The organism is Ruegeria sp., from assembly GCF_965221235.1.
Classification (GTDB): Bacteria; Pseudomonadota; Alphaproteobacteria; order Rhodobacterales; family Rhodobacteraceae; genus Ruegeria.
In genome coordinates, this window is the sequence record NZ_CBDCRS010000004.1 from 2,121,015 (window position 1) to 2,138,329 (window position 17,315).

At 60.4% G+C, this 17,315-nt stretch carries 19 protein-coding genes; 14 read left to right on the forward strand and 5 right to left on the reverse strand.

The genetic code is table 11. The annotated features are described in order from the left end of the window. Together ACOQOY_RS13785 and ACOQOY_RS13790 are read right to left on the reverse strand one after the other, a co-directional pair. Positions 1-444 carry an inorganic diphosphatase gene (locus ACOQOY_RS13785; RefSeq protein WP_420585980.1) on the reverse strand — a complete coding sequence of 148 codons (444 nt, stop codon included), beginning with the start codon at positions 442-444 and terminating at the stop codon, positions 1-3. Between the two features lie 27 nt (positions 445-471). Continuing rightward, the gene (locus tag ACOQOY_RS13790) at positions 472-747 is read right to left on the reverse strand and encodes a DUF1294 domain-containing protein (RefSeq protein ID WP_420585981.1); all 276 of its coding nucleotides are present in this window, start codon (positions 745-747) and stop codon (positions 472-474) included. Between the two features lie 116 nt (positions 748-863). Between ACOQOY_RS13790 and ACOQOY_RS13795 the strand changes: the two genes are divergently transcribed. The 10 genes from ACOQOY_RS13795 (at position 864) to rarD (ending at position 12,048) form a co-directional block, all read left to right on the forward strand. Next, positions 864-1,433 carry a helix-turn-helix domain-containing protein gene (locus ACOQOY_RS13795; protein WP_420585982.1) on the forward strand — a complete coding sequence of 190 codons (570 nt, stop codon included), beginning with the start codon at positions 864-866 and terminating at the stop codon, positions 1,431-1,433. Beyond that, the gene (locus ACOQOY_RS13800; protein ID WP_420585983.1) at positions 1,433-2,056 is read left to right on the forward strand and encodes a LysE family translocator; all 624 of its coding nucleotides are present in this window, start codon (positions 1,433-1,435) and stop codon (positions 2,054-2,056) included. Before ACOQOY_RS13795 ends, ACOQOY_RS13800 begins: the two co-directional genes overlap by 1 nt. 4 nt (positions 2,057-2,060) lie before the next feature. Beyond that, the gene (locus tag ACOQOY_RS13805) at positions 2,061-2,441 is read left to right on the forward strand and encodes a GFA family protein (RefSeq protein WP_420585984.1); all 381 of its coding nucleotides are present in this window, start codon (positions 2,061-2,063) and stop codon (positions 2,439-2,441) included. 15 nt (positions 2,442-2,456) lie between these two features. Then, positions 2,457-4,904: a GcvT family protein gene (locus ACOQOY_RS13810; protein WP_420585985.1), complete on the forward strand. Its 2,448-nt coding sequence runs from the start codon at positions 2,457-2,459 to the stop codon at positions 4,902-4,904. A 16-nt stretch (positions 4,905-4,920) separates the two neighbouring features. Next, complete coding sequence (locus ACOQOY_RS13815; protein WP_420585986.1) at positions 4,921-5,397, forward strand: cupin domain-containing protein; 477 nt, start codon at positions 4,921-4,923, stop codon at positions 5,395-5,397. Positions 5,398-5,409: 12 nt separating this feature from the next. Continuing rightward, positions 5,410-6,462, forward strand: a complete 1,053-nt coding sequence (locus tag ACOQOY_RS13820; RefSeq protein ID WP_420585987.1) for an alcohol dehydrogenase family protein — start codon at positions 5,410-5,412, stop codon at positions 6,460-6,462. 12 nt (positions 6,463-6,474) lie between these two features. After that, the gene (locus ACOQOY_RS13825) at positions 6,475-7,368 is read left to right on the forward strand and encodes a homocysteine S-methyltransferase family protein (RefSeq protein ID WP_420585988.1); all 894 of its coding nucleotides are present in this window, start codon (positions 6,475-6,477) and stop codon (positions 7,366-7,368) included. Positions 7,369-7,378: 10 nt separating this feature from the next. Further along, positions 7,379-8,344, forward strand: a complete 966-nt coding sequence (locus ACOQOY_RS13830; RefSeq protein ID WP_420585989.1) for a GlxA family transcriptional regulator — start codon at positions 7,379-7,381, stop codon at positions 8,342-8,344. Positions 8,345-8,432: 88 nt separating this feature from the next. Next, the gene (locus tag ACOQOY_RS13835; protein ID WP_420585990.1) at positions 8,433-10,886 is read left to right on the forward strand and encodes a GcvT family protein; all 2,454 of its coding nucleotides are present in this window, start codon (positions 8,433-8,435) and stop codon (positions 10,884-10,886) included. Positions 10,887-11,142: 256 nt separating this feature from the next. Next, positions 11,143-12,048 carry an EamA family transporter RarD gene (gene rarD / locus ACOQOY_RS13840; RefSeq protein ID WP_420585991.1) on the forward strand — a complete coding sequence of 302 codons (906 nt, stop codon included), beginning with the start codon at positions 11,143-11,145 and terminating at the stop codon, positions 12,046-12,048. On the opposite strand, the gene ACOQOY_RS13845 is transcribed toward rarD, so the two are convergent. Further along, positions 12,039-12,743 (reverse strand): SGNH/GDSL hydrolase family protein, encoded by a 705-nt coding sequence (locus ACOQOY_RS13845; RefSeq protein WP_420585992.1) that lies wholly within the window; start codon positions 12,741-12,743, stop codon positions 12,039-12,041. The genes rarD and ACOQOY_RS13845 overlap by 10 nt on opposite strands. Before the next feature lie 4 nt (positions 12,744-12,747). Continuing rightward, positions 12,748-13,158 carry a nuclear transport factor 2 family protein gene (locus ACOQOY_RS13850; RefSeq protein ID WP_420585993.1) on the reverse strand — a complete coding sequence of 137 codons (411 nt, stop codon included), beginning with the start codon at positions 13,156-13,158 and terminating at the stop codon, positions 12,748-12,750. Between the two features lie 95 nt (positions 13,159-13,253). On the opposite strand from ACOQOY_RS13850, the gene ACOQOY_RS13855 reads away from it, so the two are divergent. The 4 genes from ACOQOY_RS13855 (at position 13,254) to ACOQOY_RS13870 (ending at position 16,264) form a co-directional block, all read left to right on the forward strand. Beyond that, positions 13,254-13,901, forward strand: a complete 648-nt coding sequence (locus ACOQOY_RS13855; protein WP_420585994.1) for an RluA family pseudouridine synthase — start codon at positions 13,254-13,256, stop codon at positions 13,899-13,901. Positions 13,902-14,099: 198 nt separating this feature from the next. Then, positions 14,100-14,771, forward strand: coding sequence for an OmpA family protein (locus ACOQOY_RS13860; RefSeq protein ID WP_420585995.1), 672 nt, complete (start codon positions 14,100-14,102; stop codon positions 14,769-14,771). A 114-nt stretch (positions 14,772-14,885) separates the two neighbouring features. Further along, entirely contained in the window at positions 14,886-15,428 is a 543-nt protein-coding gene (locus ACOQOY_RS13865) for an NADPH-dependent FMN reductase (protein WP_420585996.1), read from the forward strand. A 38-nt stretch (positions 15,429-15,466) separates the two neighbouring features. Beyond that, positions 15,467-16,264: an FAS1-like dehydratase domain-containing protein gene (locus tag ACOQOY_RS13870; RefSeq protein ID WP_420585997.1), complete on the forward strand. Its 798-nt coding sequence runs from the start codon at positions 15,467-15,469 to the stop codon at positions 16,262-16,264. On the opposite strand, the gene ACOQOY_RS13875 is transcribed toward ACOQOY_RS13870, so the two are convergent. Then, the gene (locus tag ACOQOY_RS13875) at positions 16,256-17,296 is read right to left on the reverse strand and encodes an NAD(P)/FAD-dependent oxidoreductase (protein ID WP_420585998.1); all 1,041 of its coding nucleotides are present in this window, start codon (positions 17,294-17,296) and stop codon (positions 16,256-16,258) included. The genes ACOQOY_RS13870 and ACOQOY_RS13875 overlap by 9 nt on opposite strands. Positions 17,297-17,315: the final 19 nt, after the last annotated feature.

Consider the following 17,315-nt stretch of genomic DNA (forward strand, 5'->3'; position numbering starts at 1 on the left):
CTACGCCGCACTTACTCTATGAGCGTCAAGGTATCGCCGCGCGTGATCCGGGCTGAGAAACGCTCCTAGTTCGACGACCTTGCCGGTCTGGGTTCCGAAGACGTCTGTCTCAAAGGCCCGGATGCGCTCGACCTCGGGGGTGACACAGGCCGGGTCACATGTGTGACCCAATATGATCTTGTGGTCCGTCTCGCCGTTCTCCCACATCTCAAGCAGGCCGATCAGGTCGCATAGGAATTTCTGACCGCGTGCCAGCGGTCTGTCCGAGATGACAAAGCAATCGACGCAATCCCCGTCCTCGCCCAAAGTTCCCGGCAGAAACCCGTAATTCTGCGGATAGGCCTGCGCCAAAGCGGATGCGCCCAAAAAGGTGCCGGTTTGTTCGTCATACTTGTGATTCATGAGCGAACCGGCCTCATTCTCAATGAAGGCTTCGATCTTCAACCTTTTCACCCTTTCTAGCAGGTTGCCTTAGGGCAGTGCAGAACCGTTCAGGATAAAAAAGGCAATAGCCGCCTGTGCACCTAAGATTCCGAACAGCCGTCCCGAAAACCCGCGTTTAAGTGTCTTGTGTCGGAACATCCAACGCCCCAACACGGCACCGGGGCTGCCGCCAACCGCTGCCAGCCAAAGTAATTTTCGTTCCGGAATACGCTTCTTGCGACGCTGGGCGCGCAGTTTGTCCCAGCCAAAGGCCAGTAAAGTCAGGGTGTTGATGGCCCATAGATACAGCACCGCGATCCACATACCCCATCACTAGTCCGGGATCGTCTCTATCACAAATGAAATAATGCTTGGAAATTTCATCGACTCAGGTCATCGTGAAAAACAGGGATAAAATTTCATGAGATTCGGAGCGGCCTTTGAACAGCCAAGCCCCTAACAGCGCGACACTCGGAGCAGACATTCGTGCTTTGCGCAAGGCGCGCGGTTTGACTCTGACCGAGATTGCCGAGCGGCTGAATCGCTCGGTCGGGTGGCTCAGTCAGGTTGAGCGAGACATGTCCGACCCTTCGATCTCGGACCTGCGTCAGATTGCCGAATGTCTGGGCGTGCCGATGTCGATGCTGTTCGCGCATTCCTCAGTGCCTGCGGACGAGCAAGGCTACATCGTGCGCGCGGGGACGCGCCGCCCAATGGGATCGGGGGAAGAAGGGTTGATCGAGGAACTGCTATCGCCCGACCTGACCGATGATTTCGAAATGGTGCACTCCACCTTTGAACCGCGGTCGCAGATGCAAAAGCCCGCCAATCGACCGACGCAGGAGGTCGGCTATATGGTCTCGGGCCGGTTGGATCTGATGATCGGGACGCACCAGTTCACCGTCGGTCCGGGGGACAGTTTCCGCATCAAGCACGAACCCTATCAGTGGGCCAACCCTTATGATGAGCCCGCCGTGGCCATCTGGGTCATTGCCCCTCCGGTGTATTGATGAGCTTTGAGGCCTGGACCATATTCGCGCTGTTTTGGGTGGTGTTCGTGACCACTCCGGGGCCGAATGCGGTCAACTGTATCTCAAACGGGATGAGCCTGCCGTTTCCCAAAGCGATGCTGGGGGTGTTGGCGATCCTGACGCAAGCCAGCGCGTTTCTGGTCCTCTCGGCGCTGGGCATCACGGCGCTGATCGCGGCATCCCCCACCGGGTTTTTCATTGCTAAACTGGTGGGTGCCGGGTTCCTGATCTGGGTCGGTATCCGAGGCTGGATGAACGCGACCAAGCCCGCGCCAGCCTCTGAACGCCCTGCGCGGCATGTGTACCTGCACGCGCTGGCGGTGGCGACGATCAATCCCAAAAGCGTGGCTGGGTATCTCGCTGCCTTTTCGCAATTCGTGCAGCCCGACGTACCGATCTGGCAGCAAATGGGGGTCATCATGCCCACAGCACTGATCATCACTACGCTCAGCTATACTGGCTTCACGCTGCTGGGCGCGCTGATGGGCAAGGCTGCGCTGGGGGCGGTGTTCAACATTTGGGTCCGTCGCGTGATGGCGACCTGTTTCATCATCTATGGCGTGTTGCTGGGGGCCAGCTCCACGCCCGCAGCAAGGGGGTAATCTTATGCACACCGGTTCCTGCCTCTGCGGCGCGGTCGCGTTTACCATCGACGGAGAGCTATCGCCGCCCTCGGCCTGCCATTGCGGCCAGTGCCGCAAACAATCGGGCCATTTCTGGTCTTCGACGTCGACACATCAGGACAACCTCAGTTTCACCGCCAGCGACACGCTGAGCTGGTTTCGCGCCTCAGATATCGCCCGACGTGGGTTCTGCAGCGCGTGCGGCTCGTTCCTCTTCTGGCAGCACAATGAAGAGGACACGATTTCGATTTCCATGGGGGCGTTCGACGACCCCACCGGATTGATGCTCTCGAAGCATATATTTGTCGCCGACAAGGGCGACTACTACGACATCACAGACGATCTGCCCCAACGGGCACAGTAATAGGGATCAAGAGCAATGAGCGATTTTCCGACAAAAGCCCGCGTGGTTATCATCGGTGGCGGTGTGGTGGGGACCTCCTCGCTGTACCATCTGGCCAAGAAGGGCTGGACTGACTGCGTTCTGCTGGAAAAGAACGAGCTGACCGCCGGTTCGACATGGCATGCGGCGGGCAACGTGCCGACCTTTTCGAACTCGTGGGCGATCATGAACATGCAGCGCTATTCGACCGAACTGTATTCGCGCCTGGCGGATGAGGTCGACTATCCGATGAACTACCACGTCTCGGGTTCGATCCGTCTGGCGCACAGCAAAGAGCGGATGCAGGAGTTCGAACACGCCATGTCCATGGGCCTGTATCAGGGTATCCCGATGGAGATGTGGACCCCGGAACAGGCCAAAGAACGCTACCCGTTCCTTGAGACCCATGATCTTGAGGGCGTTCTCTATGACCCGACCGACGGTGACATCGACCCGGCGCAGCTGACGCAGGCGCTGGCCAAGGGCGCACGAGACATGGGCCAGAAGATCATTCGCTTCTGCCCGGCAACAGGTGTGACTCAGCACGATGACGGCACTTGGACCGTGCATACGGATAAGGGCGATATTGACTGTGATTACGTGGTCAATGCCGCGGGTTACTATGCGCAGCGCGTGGGTGAGATGTTCAAACCATTCGGTGGTCGCACCGTGCCTGCGATGGTCATGAGCCACCAATACCTGTTGACCGACGAAGTGCCCGAGGTCGAGGCGTGGTCGAAAGAACACGGCGGCAAGCTGCCACTGCTGCGCGACGTGGATATCTCTTACTACCTGCGGCAGGAAAAGAACGGCTTCAACCTCGGCCCCTATGAGCCCAACTGCAAGGGCCACTGGATGACCGAAGACGATCCGATGCCCGAGGATTTCAGCTTCCAGCTGTGGAACGACGATCTGGACCGGATCGAAGATATCATGACCGACGCGATGGAGCGCGTGCCGCTGATGGCAACCTCGGGCGTAGGCCGGGTGATCAACGGCCCGATCCCCTATGCGCCGGACGGTTTACCGCTGATCGGCCCGATGCCAGGTGTGAAAAACGCGTTTGAGGCGCACAGCTTTACCTTTGGCATCGCGCAGGGCGGTGGCGCTGGCAAAGTGCTGGCCGAATGGATCGTGGATGGTGCAACCGAATGGGATATGTGGGCCGTCGATCCGCGCCGCTACACCGACTACACCGATCAGGACTACTGCAACCAGAAGGGGATGGAGGTCTACGGCAACGAATACGCCATGCACTTCCCGCACCACGAATGGCCTGCTGCGCGCGATAAAAAGCTGTCGCCAGTCCATGCCAAGATCAAAGAACTGGGCGGCGTGATGGGCGTTTACAACGGCTGGGAACGCGCCAACTGGTTCGCGCAGCCGGGTGACGATACATCGCTTGAGGCCACGCATACTTGGGGTCGCTCCGGTCCGTGGGAGCAGCGCATCAAGGAAGAATGCGAAGCCGTGCGGGATCACTGCGGCGTGCTCGACCTGCCCGGTTTCTCGCGCTTCATGGTTAAAGGCGAAGGGGCCGCCGAGGCGCTGCGGGGTCTGATCACCGGCGGGTTGCCCAAGGTAGGCCGGATCAATCTGGTCTATATCTCAGATGACCGGGGCCGCATCCTGACCGAAATGTCCTGCCTGCGTTTGGGTGACGATGAGTTTGTCATGATCACCGCCGCAACCGCGCAATGGCATGACCGCGATATCTTGGTGAATGCAATGCCCGCCAGCGTATCTGTCGAGGACGTAACCACCACCCGCGATACGTTGATCGTGACCGGCCCCAAATCGCGTGAGATTCTGTCGGGTCTGACCGACGCCGATCTGTCCTCGGGCTGGCTGACCCATCAGGCCGCAAGCGTGGCTGGCAAACCGGCCCATCTGATCCGCGTGTCTTTCGCTGGTGAGCTGGGGTGGGAGGTCCACGCGCTGAACGCGGACATGCCAGCGATCTACGACGCGATCCTAGACGCCGGGGCCAAGCCGTTTGGCATGTATGCCCTGAACTCTCTGCGCATCGAAAAAGGCTATCGCGCGTGGAAAGGCGACCTGAGCACCGATTATTCGCTGCTGGAAGGTGGTCTTGAACGCTTCGTAAAGCTGGACAAGCCGCAGGACTTCCCGGGCAAGGCCGCGATCCTGAACGAAAAGCAGCAGGGCGTGAAGAAGTCCTTCGTCACGCTGACCGTGGACGCAGGTGATTGCGATGCGCCGTATATGTCCTGCATCTGGCAGGGCGATCAGATCGTGGGCGAGACCACCTCGGGCGCTTGGGGCTACCGCGTCGGTAAATCCATCGCGCTGGGCATGATCAAGGCCGAACTTGCCAACCCTGGCACCGAGCTTGAGGTCGAAATTTACGGCCAGAAGCACCGCGCTGTGGTAGAGCAGGATCAGCCGCTCTGGGATCCTCAGAACGAGCGGCTACGCGCGTAAACCCGATGGAGGGGCCATGAGCAAGCGATACTCGAAACTGGGGCCCGGAGAGGGCCCCAATTATGACTGGGAAAATGACCACACCTTCGTGAAGGTGTCCTGTCAGGATACCGGTGGCGCTTACACGCTCATGGAAGACAATCTGAAGGCCAGCTTCGCGCTTGGCCTTCATCGTCATGAAACCCATGCCGAAACCTTCTATTTTCTCGAAGGCGAGGTGGATTTCTACGTCGATGGCGACTGGCATCGTTGCACCGCAGGGACGACGATCCATGTGCCGCCGGGCGTTCCGCATGCCAGCCGCGTGGCGGGCGGCAAACCGGCGCGTATGCTGATGATCTTTCAGCCTGCGGGGTTTGACGGCTTCCTTGCAGAACTTGCGAAAATGAGCGAAGCCGATTTCACCGATGAGGCAAAAATGGCAGAACTCAACGCCCGTTACGATATCGTGCCGATGGGCCCGGTTCCGCCTCATCCCGACGATCAGGCGTAAAGGCAAAACCCGATGACGACCCCCAAAACAATGTCCGGAGTTCACCTGACCCATCACGGCGGCGCAGAAGCGTTGACGTGGCGCGAGGACATTCCGGTTCCTGTCCCGGGTCCGGGTCAGGTGCTGGTGCGCGTGACGGCGGCGGGTGTGAACAACACGGATATCAACACACGGGTCGGCTGGTATTCCTCAGACGTGACCGGCGCGACTGACGCGGTTGATCAGGAGGTCGAGGCCGGGGGCTGGGGCGGTGCGCTGCAATTCCCGCGCATTCAGGGCGGCGATCTGTGCGGTATTGTCGAAGCGGTGGGGCCGGAGAATGCGTTTCGGCCCGGTCAACGCGTGACCTGCCCGATCAACCTGCCTCGCCCGCGCCCCGGCCATCCGACCGGCTTTATCGCGTTGGGCTCTGAGATCGACGGAGCATTCGCGCAGTTTTGTCTGGTTGAGGCCGGAGACCTGTATGATGTCAGCGTCTCGCCCCTGTCGGATATAGAGATTGCGGCCATCCCCTGTGCCTTTGGAACGGCCGAGAACCTGCTGGCCCGTGCGGGCGTGACCTCGGGACAGACCGTGTTGATTACGGGCGCATCGGGCGGTGTTGGTCTGGCGGCTGTCCAGCTGGCGGCGTTGCGCGGGGCAACGGTGTGGGGTGTGACCAGCCCGGCCAAGGCCGAAGTGGTTAAATCTCAGGGCGCGGTGGACACGTTTGACCGCGATGCCGCGTTGCCTTCGGATAAGTTCGATGTGGTGATTGACGTGGTGGGCGGCTCGGCGTGGCCCGGCCTGATCCTGGCTCTGAAACCCGGCGGGCATTATGCGGTTTCTGGCGCGATTGCTGGACCAATCGTGCAGGCCGATCTGCGCGATATCTACCTGCGTGACATCACCATCCACGGCTGCACCCATCAGGCGTTCGAGGTGTTTGGCCGGCTGGTTGAGATGATCAATGCGGGACGGATCAAACCTCTGGTCTCAAAGACTTACCCGCTAAGTGACATCGCAGAGGCGCAGGCGGATTTTCAATCCAAGGCGTTTCCGGGCAAACTCGTTTTGATTCCCTGACAAGGTTGAGACATGGCGGACATCACTCTTTTGGATGGATCAATCGGACAGGAACTGGTCAAGCGCAGCGGTGATCGGCCTACGCCCCTGTGGTCGACCCGCGTGATGATCGACCACCCTGAGCTGGTTGGCGATGTTCATGCCGAGTATTTCCGTCGCGGTGCGACCGTGGCAACGACCAACACCTACGCCGTCCATCGTTCGAGGCTGGTGCGTGAGGGGATGGAGGCGCAGTTACCCAACTTGATCGACGCGGCGCTGACGCAAGCGGAACGGGCGCGCGGGTCGAGTGGCGGGCGCATTGCGGGTGCGCTCGGGCCGCTATTGGCCTCGTATCGCCCGGATCTGAATCCGGATGTCGAGGACGCCGCCCAGAAATTCGCCGAGCTGGTGACGATGATGGCGGATCGGGTTGATTTGTTTTTGATCGAAACCGTCTCTTCGGTGCAGGAAGCCAATGGTGCGTTGCGCGGAACCAGCCGGGCGGGCAAGCCGGTTTGGCTGGCGCTGTCGGTGATGGATGACGATGGTACGCGGCTGCGCTCGGGCGAGCCGCTGTCGGATATCGCGCCGGTGGTACAGCGTTTCGCGCCCGAGGCTGTGCTGATCAACTGTTCCCGCCCCGAAGCGATCCCCGACGCGCTACAGGTCATCGCGACGTTGGGTCGGCCCTTTGGGGCCTATGCGAACGGCTTTACCGGGATCACGCAGGGCTTTCTTGAGGACGCCCCCACCGTGGATGCCCTGCAACAGCGCCATGATCTGGGGCCAGAGGAATATGCCGATCACGCCATGGGTTGGGTCGCGCAGGGGGCCACCATAGTGGGCGGATGCTGCGAGGTCGGCCCGGATCATATCGAAGCATTGGCCGAGCGCTTGCGCATGGCCGGTCATCGGATTGTCTGAGGGTCGGGCAATGGCAATGCAGTCGGACAAATCCCGGGTCGAACATTTCGATATCCTCGTCGCACCCGGCTATGTGTTGCTTGAATTGGCGTCACTGGTCGAAGTTTTACGGCTGGCCAACCGGGTGTGCCCGACCCCTCCGTTCACATACACCTACCGCTCACTCAGGGGCGGGCCTGTCGCCAGCAGCAGCGACGCGACTGTTCAAACCGAACCGGTTCCGGCGCACCCCAATGCGGATTATCTGTTTGTGATCGGCAATTCTGACCCGGATCATCCCGACCTGTCGCTGGGGCGGGTCGTGTCCGACTATACTTTTCGAGGGGCCAAGGTGTTTCTGCTGGCCGAGGCTGCCAGCCGGTATATCAACGAACAGGGCGCGGACGACATGGCCACCCATTGGGAGAATGCCTCGTTCCTGCGTGAACGCGGCGCGCGGTTCGAGGCCAAGCTGTCCATTGCCACCGAACAGGGTGCGGTCGTCACCTGCGCCGGGATGGAGGCGACGACGGATGTAGCGCTAGCTGTCATCGGTCGTCATATCTCGGGCCCGGCCAAGATGACCGTGGCGGACATCATGCTGCACGAAAACATCCGTGATTTCTCCTCGATGCAGCCATTCTCCGGGGCGAAACTGACCTCGACGGGGGATGCCAAGCTGGATCAGTGCATCAAACTGATGCAAGCCAATATCGAAGACCCGTTGCCGATCAATCAAATCGTCGATTCGCTGCACCTGTCGAACCGGTCGCTTGAGCGGAAGTTCAAAACTTTCTTCGGCACCACGCCGAACGGGTTTTATCGCGAAATGCGCTTGGCCAAGGCCAATAACCTTCTGCTGAACACCACGATGAGCGTCCGTGAGATTGGACTCGCCTGCGGTTTCCCGAACGGTTTTTCCTCTGTTTACAAAAGCTTCTTCGGCGTCACACCTTTTGTCGTGCGGCGCGAAAAACGGGCCGCGTCACAACGGTGAAAATCGCCAGAACTGTGACGGTTTTCGTGCATTTACTGTCGGTCTTCCGTGGCAATTTAGCGCAAACTGACACAGTGGAGATTTCAGGATGGTTGATCTTCCCAGCAAGGCCCGTGTGGTCATCATCGGCGGCGGCGTTATCGGATGCTCGGTCGCTTATCATTTGACCAAGAAGGGCTGGGCCGATGTTGTGCTGCTTGAGCGCAAGCAGTTGACCAGCGGTACGACATGGCACGCGGCGGGTCTGATTGCGCAACTGCGGGCCACAGCGAACATGACCAAGCTGGCGAAATACAGCCAAGAGCTTTATGGCTCGCTTGAAGACGAAACAGGCGTGGCCACCGGGTTCAAACGCTGCGGGTCGATCACCGTTGCGCTGACCGAGGATCGCAAAGAAGAGATCTATCGCCAGGCCGCGATGGCCCGCGCTTTCGGCGTCGAGGTCGAAGAAATCTCGAACGAGCGTGTGCAGGAACTGTATCCGCATATCAACCTCGAAGGTGTCAAAGGCGCCGTGTACTTGCCGCTGGACGGGCAGGGCGATCCGGCGAACATTGCGCTGGCGCTGGCCAAAGGCGCACGTCAGCGGGGCGCGGTTGTTAAGGAGCGGGTGAAGGTCGCCGATATCGTCAAACAGGGCCGTAAGGTCACTGGCGTGGATTGGGTGGCTGACGATGGCAGCGCCTCGGGCCATATCGAATGCGACATGGTGGTGAACTGCGCCGGGATGTGGGGCCACGAGGTTGGCCGCATGGCGGGCGTGAATGTGCCTCTGCACGCGTGCGAACATTTCTACATTGTCACCGAGAATATCGAGGGCATGACTCAGCTGCCGGTGCTGCGGGTGCCGGACGAATACGCCTATTACAAGGAAGACGCGGGCAAAATCCTGCTGGGTGCGTTCGAGCCCGAGTCAAAGCCCTGGGCGATGGAGGGCATTCCTGAATCCTTCGAGTTTGACCAGCTACAGGAAGATTTCGACCATTTCGAACCGATCCTCGAAAAGGCTGTCGAGCGGGTGCCGCTGCTGGCCGAGGCCGGGATTCACACCTTCTTCAACGGTCCCGAGTCTTTTACGCCGGACGATGCCTACCATCTGGGTCTGGCGCCTGAGATGGACAATGTCTGGGTTGCGGCGGGATTCAACTCGATCGGTATCCAATCCGCCGGAGGTGCGGGTATGGCACTGGCCGAGTGGATGGATACAGGTGAGAAACCGTTCGATCTGGGTGACGTGGACATCAGCCGGATGCAGCCGTTCCAGGGCAACAAGCAGTACCTGTTCGAACGTTCGAAGGAAACGCTGGGCCTGCTTTATGCAGACCACTTCCCCTATCGCCAGAAAGACACCGCACGCGGTGTGCGCCGCACCCCGTTCCACCACCACCTGCTGGAACAGGGCGCGGTGATGGGCGAGCTGGCCGGATGGGAGCGCGCCAACTGGTTCGCCAACGAAGGGCAGGAACGCGAATACCAATACAGCTGGAAGCGCCAGAACTGGTTTGAAAACTCTGCCGCCGAACACCGTGCCGTGCGCGAGAATGTGGGCATGTACGATATGTCCTCGTTCGGCAAAATCCGCGTCGAAGGACCGGATGCCGAGAAGTTCATGAACTATATCGGTGGCGGCGATTACTCGGTCGCGAATGGCAAGATCGTCTACACCCAGTTTCTGAACCGCGCCGGTGGGATCGAGGCAGACGTCACCGTCACTCGCCTGACTGAGACCGCCTATCTGGTTGTAACCCCGGCGGCGACCCGTCTGGCCGACCAGACCTGGATGATGCGCCACGCGGGCAACTTTAACGTGGTGATCACCGATGTCACCGCAGGCGAAGGCGTTCTGGCCGTAATGGGCCCCAATGCGCGCGCGCTGCTGGGAAAAGTCTCGCCAGCGGATTTCTCGAATGCCACCAACCCGTTCGGCACCGCGCAAGAGATCGAAATCGGAATGGGTCTGGCCCGTGTTCACCGCGTCACCTATGTGGGTGAGCTGGGATGGGAGGTTTATGTCTCCTCGGACATGGCGGGCCATGTGTTCGAAACCCTGCATGAAGCTGGGCAAGATATGGGTCTAAAGCTGTGTGGAATGCACATGATGGATAGTTGTCGGATCGAAAAAGGCTTCCGCCATTTCGGGCATGACATCACTTGCGAGGATCACGTGGTCGATGCCGGTCTTGGCTTTGCCGTCAAGGTCGACAAGGGTTGTGATTTCATCGGACGCGAAGCAGTGATCGCCCGCAAGGAAAGCGGACCCAAGAACCGGCTGGTGCAGTTCAAACTGACCGATGCCGAACCCCTGCTATTCCATAACGAACCGATTATCCGTGATGGCGAGTATGTCGGCTATCTAAGCTCGGGCAACTATGGCCACACGCTGGGTGGAGCCATCGGTTTGGGTTATGTGCCAAGCGAAGGCGAGAAAGCAGCGGACGTGCTGGCGTCGACCTACGAGATCGACGTCTGTGGCGTGAAGGTCAAAGCAGAAGCTTCGCTAAAGCCGATGTACGACCCCAAATCTGAGCGTGTGAAAGCCTGATATGGGTGAGGGGGCTCTGCCCCCGCCGCCCTGTGGGTGTCTCCCACGGGCTATTTTGGGCCAGATGAAGCATGGGATACGATACGCACTTCATCTGGCTGGAAATACCTCGGGGCGCGAGGCAGAGCCTCGCAGAATGACACGGAATAAATAGCGCGACATATCAGAGTTGTTGATGGCCGCCTTCACAGTTTTCATGGTTCCCAAGCCCGACTGATTTGCCGTAGAGATACGCGGTATCAGACGGAGACGCGCCGTGACCGACACCCCTATTCCATCGAACAACACGGACACGCCCAAAGGGCTGGCTTTGGCCGTGACGGCTTATGTTCTGTGGGGTTTTTTGCCGTTGTACATGAAAGCCATGGCGCATATCTCGCCGGTCGAGATCGTGGCCCATCGCGTCGTCTGGTCGGTTCCGGTGGCCGGGTTGTTGCTGGTCGCGCTGGGGCGCACACGGGATTTGAGGGCAGCTTTGGTCAACCCGAAGATGCTGGTGATGGCCTGCGTGACGGCGGCGCTGATTTCCGCGAACTGGGCAATCTACGTTTGGGCAATTGCCAACGACCGGGCGTTGGATGCCGCGCTGGGCTATTACATCAATCCGCTTTTCAGCATCGCGTTGGGCGCCGTCCTGCTGCGTGAACCGTTGACGAAAACGCAATTGGCCGCTGTTGCGATTGCGGCGCTGGGCGTGCTGGTTCTGGTGATTGAAAATGGCAGCTTGCCGTGGCCCGCCTTGGGGATGATGGTCACGTGGGGGTTTTATGCCTTTTTCAAGCGGTCACTGCCTATTGGCCCCAATCAGGGATTTCTGCTTGAGGTTCTGATCCTCTTGGTTCCCGCATTTGCTTATATCATCTGGTTGGGCGTACAGGGGACCGGACATTTCGGAGTGGCCGCGACAGACACTATGCTGCTGGCGGGAGCGGGGATTGCCACCGCGGTGCCTTTGCTGGTCTATGCCAACGGGGCCAAACTGGTGCGGTTGTCGACGATGGGGATCCTGCAATACATCGCTCCGACCATGATTTTCATCACCGCGATCACTTTGTTCGGAGAGCAGATCGACCGGGGCCGCATGATTGCGTTCCCGCTGATTTGGTCAGCGCTGGTAGTGTATTCAATTCCATTGATCCGGCAGATTCGGGCTCAGGTCTGACGCAGAAGGCGGGCGGCTTCCTGGGCCCAGAGGGTATAGGCTTTGGGGCTGGGGTGATACCCGTCGGGCGCGGCAAGTGCCGGGTCGTCGGGTAGGTCCAGCGCCAAATGCCGGGCCTGCGGAAAGCGGGCAGCAACCTGTTGCAGACCCTGATCCAACCGCGCCGCCTGACGGCCCAGAACCCAGGCCAGCGGCTGTGGCAGCGCCGGGAACCGGTTCATCTGGGGAACGCCCGTTACAACCAACCGGCGCACGCCCAATTGGCCGGTCAGAAGCTCGGCCAGCTTGGTCTGCCGTTCGACAAAGCGGTTGCGTGTTACGCCTCGGGTCACGTCATTCACGCCCAATGCGGTGATGGCCATGTCAAACTGCGTGTTCAGCCCTTGCAGTCGGTCTATCGTGTCCTGCGTGGTATGTCCGGTCGTGGCCTCCAACCGCCATTCCACCGCATAATGTTTCGCCAGTTGGCTCACTAAACAACCAGACAGCGCCTGTGTCTGCGTCCCCGCGCCAACTCCGGCGGCTGAGCTGTCTCCTGCGATCAGCAGGCGCAACCGGGGGCCGCGCCCGTCGCGACCCTCACGCGGGCCAATTGGTTCCGGCAGAAGTTGCGCCTTGCGTCGCACCGACAGGCCCTGCGCTGCCAGAACGGGTAAAAGGGGCAGGCGCAAAAGTTGATCCGGGGCAACGGGCATGGGGTCAGTTCAACGCGCTTTTGAACTCAAGGAACCGCGGGTCGGTCATTATCCGCGCCATCATCGCTTCTCGCAAAGCGCCGATGGTTTTGTGCGGGCGCATGACAACCTCGAAATCCTGTATCAATCCGTCTTCGTTCAGAGTAATCAGGTCGACCCCCACCGCGTCCAGATCGCCGACCTTGCACTGAAATTCCAGTGCCCAGTCATTGCCTTCGCCCATCACGCGGCGATAGCGAAAGTCTGAAAACACCTGCCCCACATGCCCGAGCACCGCCGCAACCGGCACGCGCCCTGTCCAAGTGCTGTAGTACGTCGGTGGCGAGAACCGCACGTCCTCTGCCAGCAATTCGTGGATCAGGGTTTCATCGCCTTTGGCGACAACCTCTTGCATGCGTTTTATTGTCGGGTGCATGGGGCCTCCTTCCCTTTGGAGCAGGGTTGCCGAACACGTCCTTTCCCGCAAGCACGACGTTGCGGGAGGTCGCGCGCTGCGATAGGCAGGCGCGCATGAGCGAGACCTATGATCCCCCGATGACCCCTCTGGATGTGCTGCACGAGGATGCGCAGCTGATTGCGGTGAACAAGCCCTCGGGCCTTTTATCCGTGCCGGGGCGGGGTGAGCATTTGGCCGATTGCCTGCTGACTCGGATGCAGGCGGCTTTTCCGCAAGCGCTGCTGGTGCATCGGCTGGACCGGGATACCTCGGGCGTCATGGTGTTTGCCCAGACCCCCCACGCGCAGCGGCACCTGAGCATGCAGTTCGAGAACCGCCAGACACGCAAAACTTATGTGGCCCGCGTCTGGGGGCGGGTATCGGAAAAGTCCGGTACGATTGACCTGCCGCTAATCGTGGACTGGCCCAATCGTCCGCGCCAGATGGTCTGCCATGAGACCGGCAAGCCCGCCGTGACCGATTGGCGCGTGCTCAAGCACGAGGGCGACACGACGCGCCTGCGCCTGTTTCCCAAAACGGGCCGGTCGCATCAGTTACGGGTTCACATGCAGGCGATGGGTCACCCGATTCTGGGCGATCCCTTCTATGCGGACGGACCGGCACGGGATTTCCCACGCCTCATGCTGCATTCCGAAGAACTGCGCCTGAAAAACCCCGAAGGCGGGGCCTCGATGAAATTCCGCGCCAGGCCAGAGTTCTGACCCGGGGCAAGAGCCAAAGCCGTAGAGAATGTGCGGGACCATGAAAAGGACTGAAGTTTTTGCAGCCTTACCTGCTCAGTCCAGCGGGAAATCGCCGATCTCACCGGATTGTTGCTTGAGCCTGCCTGAAGGCAAAGTGATATACTGGCCAGAACAATATGCACCCGGTGAACGGGTGCCGGAGCAGAAGGTGATATCATGACGATTTCCAAGTTTGTTTTGTCTGCCGGGCTGTGCTCGGCTTTGTTTCTGGGTGCCTGTACGGACCCGGGGACGCTGAATTTGCCGTCCGATCCCAACCAGAATGCCAAACAAGGTGCGATACTGGGCGGTCTGATCGGGGCCGGAGTCGGCGCGATCGCAAATGACTCCGATCCTTTGCTGGGCGCACTGGCCGGTGGGGCCATCGGTGCCGCGGGCGGTGGCGTCGTCGGCAATCAGCTGGACCGACAGGCGGCCGAGTTGCGCCAGCAACTGGCCAATGACGGGATCATCATCACCAATGCCGGGGATCGCCTGATTGTCACCGTGCCGAACGACATCACATTTGACACCGACAGCTCGACCGTACGCCCGGCGCTGCGTTCCGATCTGGTCCGGGTGGGGCAGAATTTGGTGAAGTACCCGAACTCGAACGTTCAGGTCATCGGTCATACCGACAGTGATGGCGAGGCGTCCTATAATCAGGCTCTGTCTGAGCGCCGCGCCCGCTCGGTTGCTGACATCCTGCAAGCCAACGGTGTGAACGGCGGCCGGATCACCACTATCGGTCTTGGCGAAAACCGCCCCGCTGCCTCGAACCTGACGCCCGAGGGCAAGGCGCAGAACCGCCGCGTGGATATCGAGATCATCCCCAGCGGTCGCACGTAATGTCACAGGGCACCTTCGGGTGCCCTTTTTCGCACATTGACTGCGCGTCATATGGGCTTTGGCGCGCACGTTCTTTGGACTAGCTATTGGGGAACACCATAGCGGAGTTTCCCAATGTCCGACCCCATCCTGCTGAGCCTCTCCGGCTCGTTGCGCCAGAACGCCACCAACCGCAAACTGCTGCGCGAGGCTGCACGGCTTTTTGGTCCCGGTACCCATATCGAAGCTGACCTGAACCTGCCCCTCTACGATGGCGATCTGGAGGATGGCGAGGGTATCCCTGAGGCGGTGCAGACCCTTTCGGATCAGATCGCGCAGGCCCATGCGGTGATCATCTCGACCCCGGAATATAACAAAGGCCCGTCCGGCGTTCTGAAAAACGCGCTCGACTGGGTGAGCCGCACCGAAGGCCGCCCCTGGGCGGACAAGCCGGTTGCCGTTATGTCGGCGGCGGCGGGTCGCGCGGGCGGTGAGCGCGCGCAGATGATTCTGCGCAGCTATATGGTGCCGTTTCAGCCTCGCATCCTTCAGGGGCCGGAAATTCATCTTGCCAGCAGTTCGAACGAGTTTGATGAGCAGGGAAAGCTGACAAGCGACCGGTATGAAAGCAGCCTGCGCACATTGATGGAGAAGCTGAGGGCTGAGGCGGGTCTCTGACGCTTGTTCATGTGGGTAGACCTGCCTAACCTGCTGCCATGACTGAGGAAGTGCAGACCGACGTGATCGACCCCGCCCGCGCCGCAGCGTTTCAGGTGGCGCTGGGGCAGGCGGCATCTGTTCAGGTTGGTTCACCGTTGCCGCCGTTCTATCATCAGCTTTATTTCTGGTCGCCGCGCCCGCCTTCACAATTGGGCCGGGATGGGCATCCAAAGGTCGGAGGGCTGATCCCAGACATGGGCCTGCCGCGCCGCATGTGGGCCGGCGGGCGGTTGCAGTTCAACGCGCCTCTGATCGCGGGGCGTGAGGCCGAGCGTCGATCCCATTGCGAGAACGCGACCTCGAAAACCGGACGCACTGGACCGCTGGGCTTTGTCACGCTTCGGCATGAAATCTGGCAGGATGAGACCCTGTGCCTGACCGAATGGCAGGATCTGGTCTATCGGCAAGACCCCTCAGCCGATGAAGTCAAACCCGTCCCACCTGTGGCACGTATGGATGAGACGGACAGTCGCGAAGTGACCTTCGACTCGACCTTGCTGTTCCGCTATTCAGCGCTGACCTTTAACGGCCACCGCATCCATTATGATCTGGACTATGCGCGGGACGTTGAGGGTTATGCCGGTCTTGTCGTCCACGGCCCGCTGTTGGCGCAGCTTTTGATGCTGTTTGCAGCAGACCTGATGGGGCCGCTGGCGCGGTTTTCCTTCCGCGCCACCGCGCCATTGATGCATTTCGAAACGGCGATGCTGTGCCGAAACGATCAAACCTTCTGGGTGCGTGGACCAGATGGTCGGCAGTGTATGACGGCCGAAGCTAACCCGCTGTCAGAGTGACGCCTCCGGCCGGAAATCATCTGGAATATCGTCGCGTCCTTCCAGAACCAGATCGGCCATCACCTCAGCTATTTTCGGGGCCATGCCAAAGCCGATCTTGAATCCTCCGTTGGCGATAAACTGACCTGCGTGCAAAGGATGCGCGCCCAGCATCGGGGCGCGGCTTTTGCTGCGGGGGCGCACACCGGCCCACCGTTCGATGACCTCGGCCCCGTGCAGCACCGGAACAGCGCGCATGGCGCGATCCAGCACGTCGTCCAACGCGGCGTCCGTGCTGGTTGGGTTGTCGTATTCACGCTCCGAAGTCGAGCCGATAGCCAGAGTGCCATCCGCATGAGGCACGATATGAATCGCGTCGGCAAACAACTGCGGCACCTCGCCCGCGTCAAAGCGCAGCAACGCGGCCTGCCCTTTGACCCCATTGCCGATGGTTTTTCCGAAGGCGGTGCTGAGTTCCTGCAATCCTGCCAGCCCGGTGGCGTGGACGACCTGCCCTTTGTCTGGTGCATCTGGCACCACCTCGACCCCCATCACGGCCAGCGCTGACACCAACGCGGCACAGGCGCGACGGGGATGCATCCGGGCGCTGAGCGTGTCGTGGATGACGAAGCCGGTCGGGCTGGGCGGGCACCACGCGCCAAGGGCGTCTGTCTCGACCACGCGCCACTCAGCTCGGCCCTGCCAAAGCTCGGCGGAGGTTTCCGCGCGCAGATGTGCCAATTCCAGCGTCCGGGCGTCGGCGATGGGTTGCAATCGGCCCAACCGCGCATAGCCGGGTGAGACGCCTCCGGTCGCCTCGACCTGCGTCCAGAAGGGTTCGGCCATGATCAGGCTGTCGAACTGAAAAGCCTTCTTGGCGTTCCAGTTTTCCGGCACATGCGGGGCCAACGCTCCGACCAGCCCGCCGCTGGACCCTGCACCGGGGCCGAACGGGTCGACGACCTGCACCTTTGCGCCGCGCCGGGCGCAGGTCCAGGCGATGGACAGGCCAAAGATGCCCGCACCACGCACCGTTACATCGACCATTGCCATTCCTCTTTTCCTTGTTCAG

Coding starts and splice junctions, on each gene's coding strand:
- ACOQOY_RS13790 (WP_420585981.1), bottom strand. CDS start 747: ATGTGGATCGCGGTGCTGTATCTATGGGCCATCAACACCCTGACTTTA.
- ACOQOY_RS13800 (WP_420585983.1), top strand. CDS start 1,433: ATGAGCTTTGAGGCCTGGACCATATTCGCGCTGTTTTGGGTGGTGTTC.
- ACOQOY_RS13805 (WP_420585984.1), top strand. CDS start 2,061: ATGCACACCGGTTCCTGCCTCTGCGGCGCGGTCGCGTTTACCATCGAC.
- ACOQOY_RS13810 (WP_420585985.1), top strand. CDS start 2,457: ATGAGCGATTTTCCGACAAAAGCCCGCGTGGTTATCATCGGTGGCGGT.
- ACOQOY_RS13815 (WP_420585986.1), top strand. CDS start 4,921: ATGAGCAAGCGATACTCGAAACTGGGGCCCGGAGAGGGCCCCAATTAT.
- ACOQOY_RS13820 (WP_420585987.1), top strand. CDS start 5,410: ATGACGACCCCCAAAACAATGTCCGGAGTTCACCTGACCCATCACGGC.
- ACOQOY_RS13825 (WP_420585988.1), top strand. CDS start 6,475: ATGGCGGACATCACTCTTTTGGATGGATCAATCGGACAGGAACTGGTC.
- ACOQOY_RS13830 (WP_420585989.1), top strand. CDS start 7,379: ATGGCAATGCAGTCGGACAAATCCCGGGTCGAACATTTCGATATCCTC.
- ACOQOY_RS13835 (WP_420585990.1), top strand. CDS start 8,433: ATGGTTGATCTTCCCAGCAAGGCCCGTGTGGTCATCATCGGCGGCGGC.
- ACOQOY_RS13845 (WP_420585992.1), bottom strand. CDS start 12,743: ATGCCCGTTGCCCCGGATCAACTTTTGCGCCTGCCCCTTTTACCCGTT.
- ACOQOY_RS13850 (WP_420585993.1), bottom strand. CDS start 13,158: ATGCACCCGACAATAAAACGCATGCAAGAGGTTGTCGCCAAAGGCGAT.
- ACOQOY_RS13855 (WP_420585994.1), top strand. CDS start 13,254: ATGAGCGAGACCTATGATCCCCCGATGACCCCTCTGGATGTGCTGCAC.
- ACOQOY_RS13860 (WP_420585995.1), top strand. CDS start 14,100: ATGACGATTTCCAAGTTTGTTTTGTCTGCCGGGCTGTGCTCGGCTTTG.
- ACOQOY_RS13865 (WP_420585996.1), top strand. CDS start 14,886: ATGTCCGACCCCATCCTGCTGAGCCTCTCCGGCTCGTTGCGCCAGAAC.
- ACOQOY_RS13870 (WP_420585997.1), top strand. CDS start 15,467: ATGACTGAGGAAGTGCAGACCGACGTGATCGACCCCGCCCGCGCCGCA.
- ACOQOY_RS13875 (WP_420585998.1), bottom strand. CDS start 17,296: ATGGCAATGGTCGATGTAACGGTGCGTGGTGCGGGCATCTTTGGCCTG.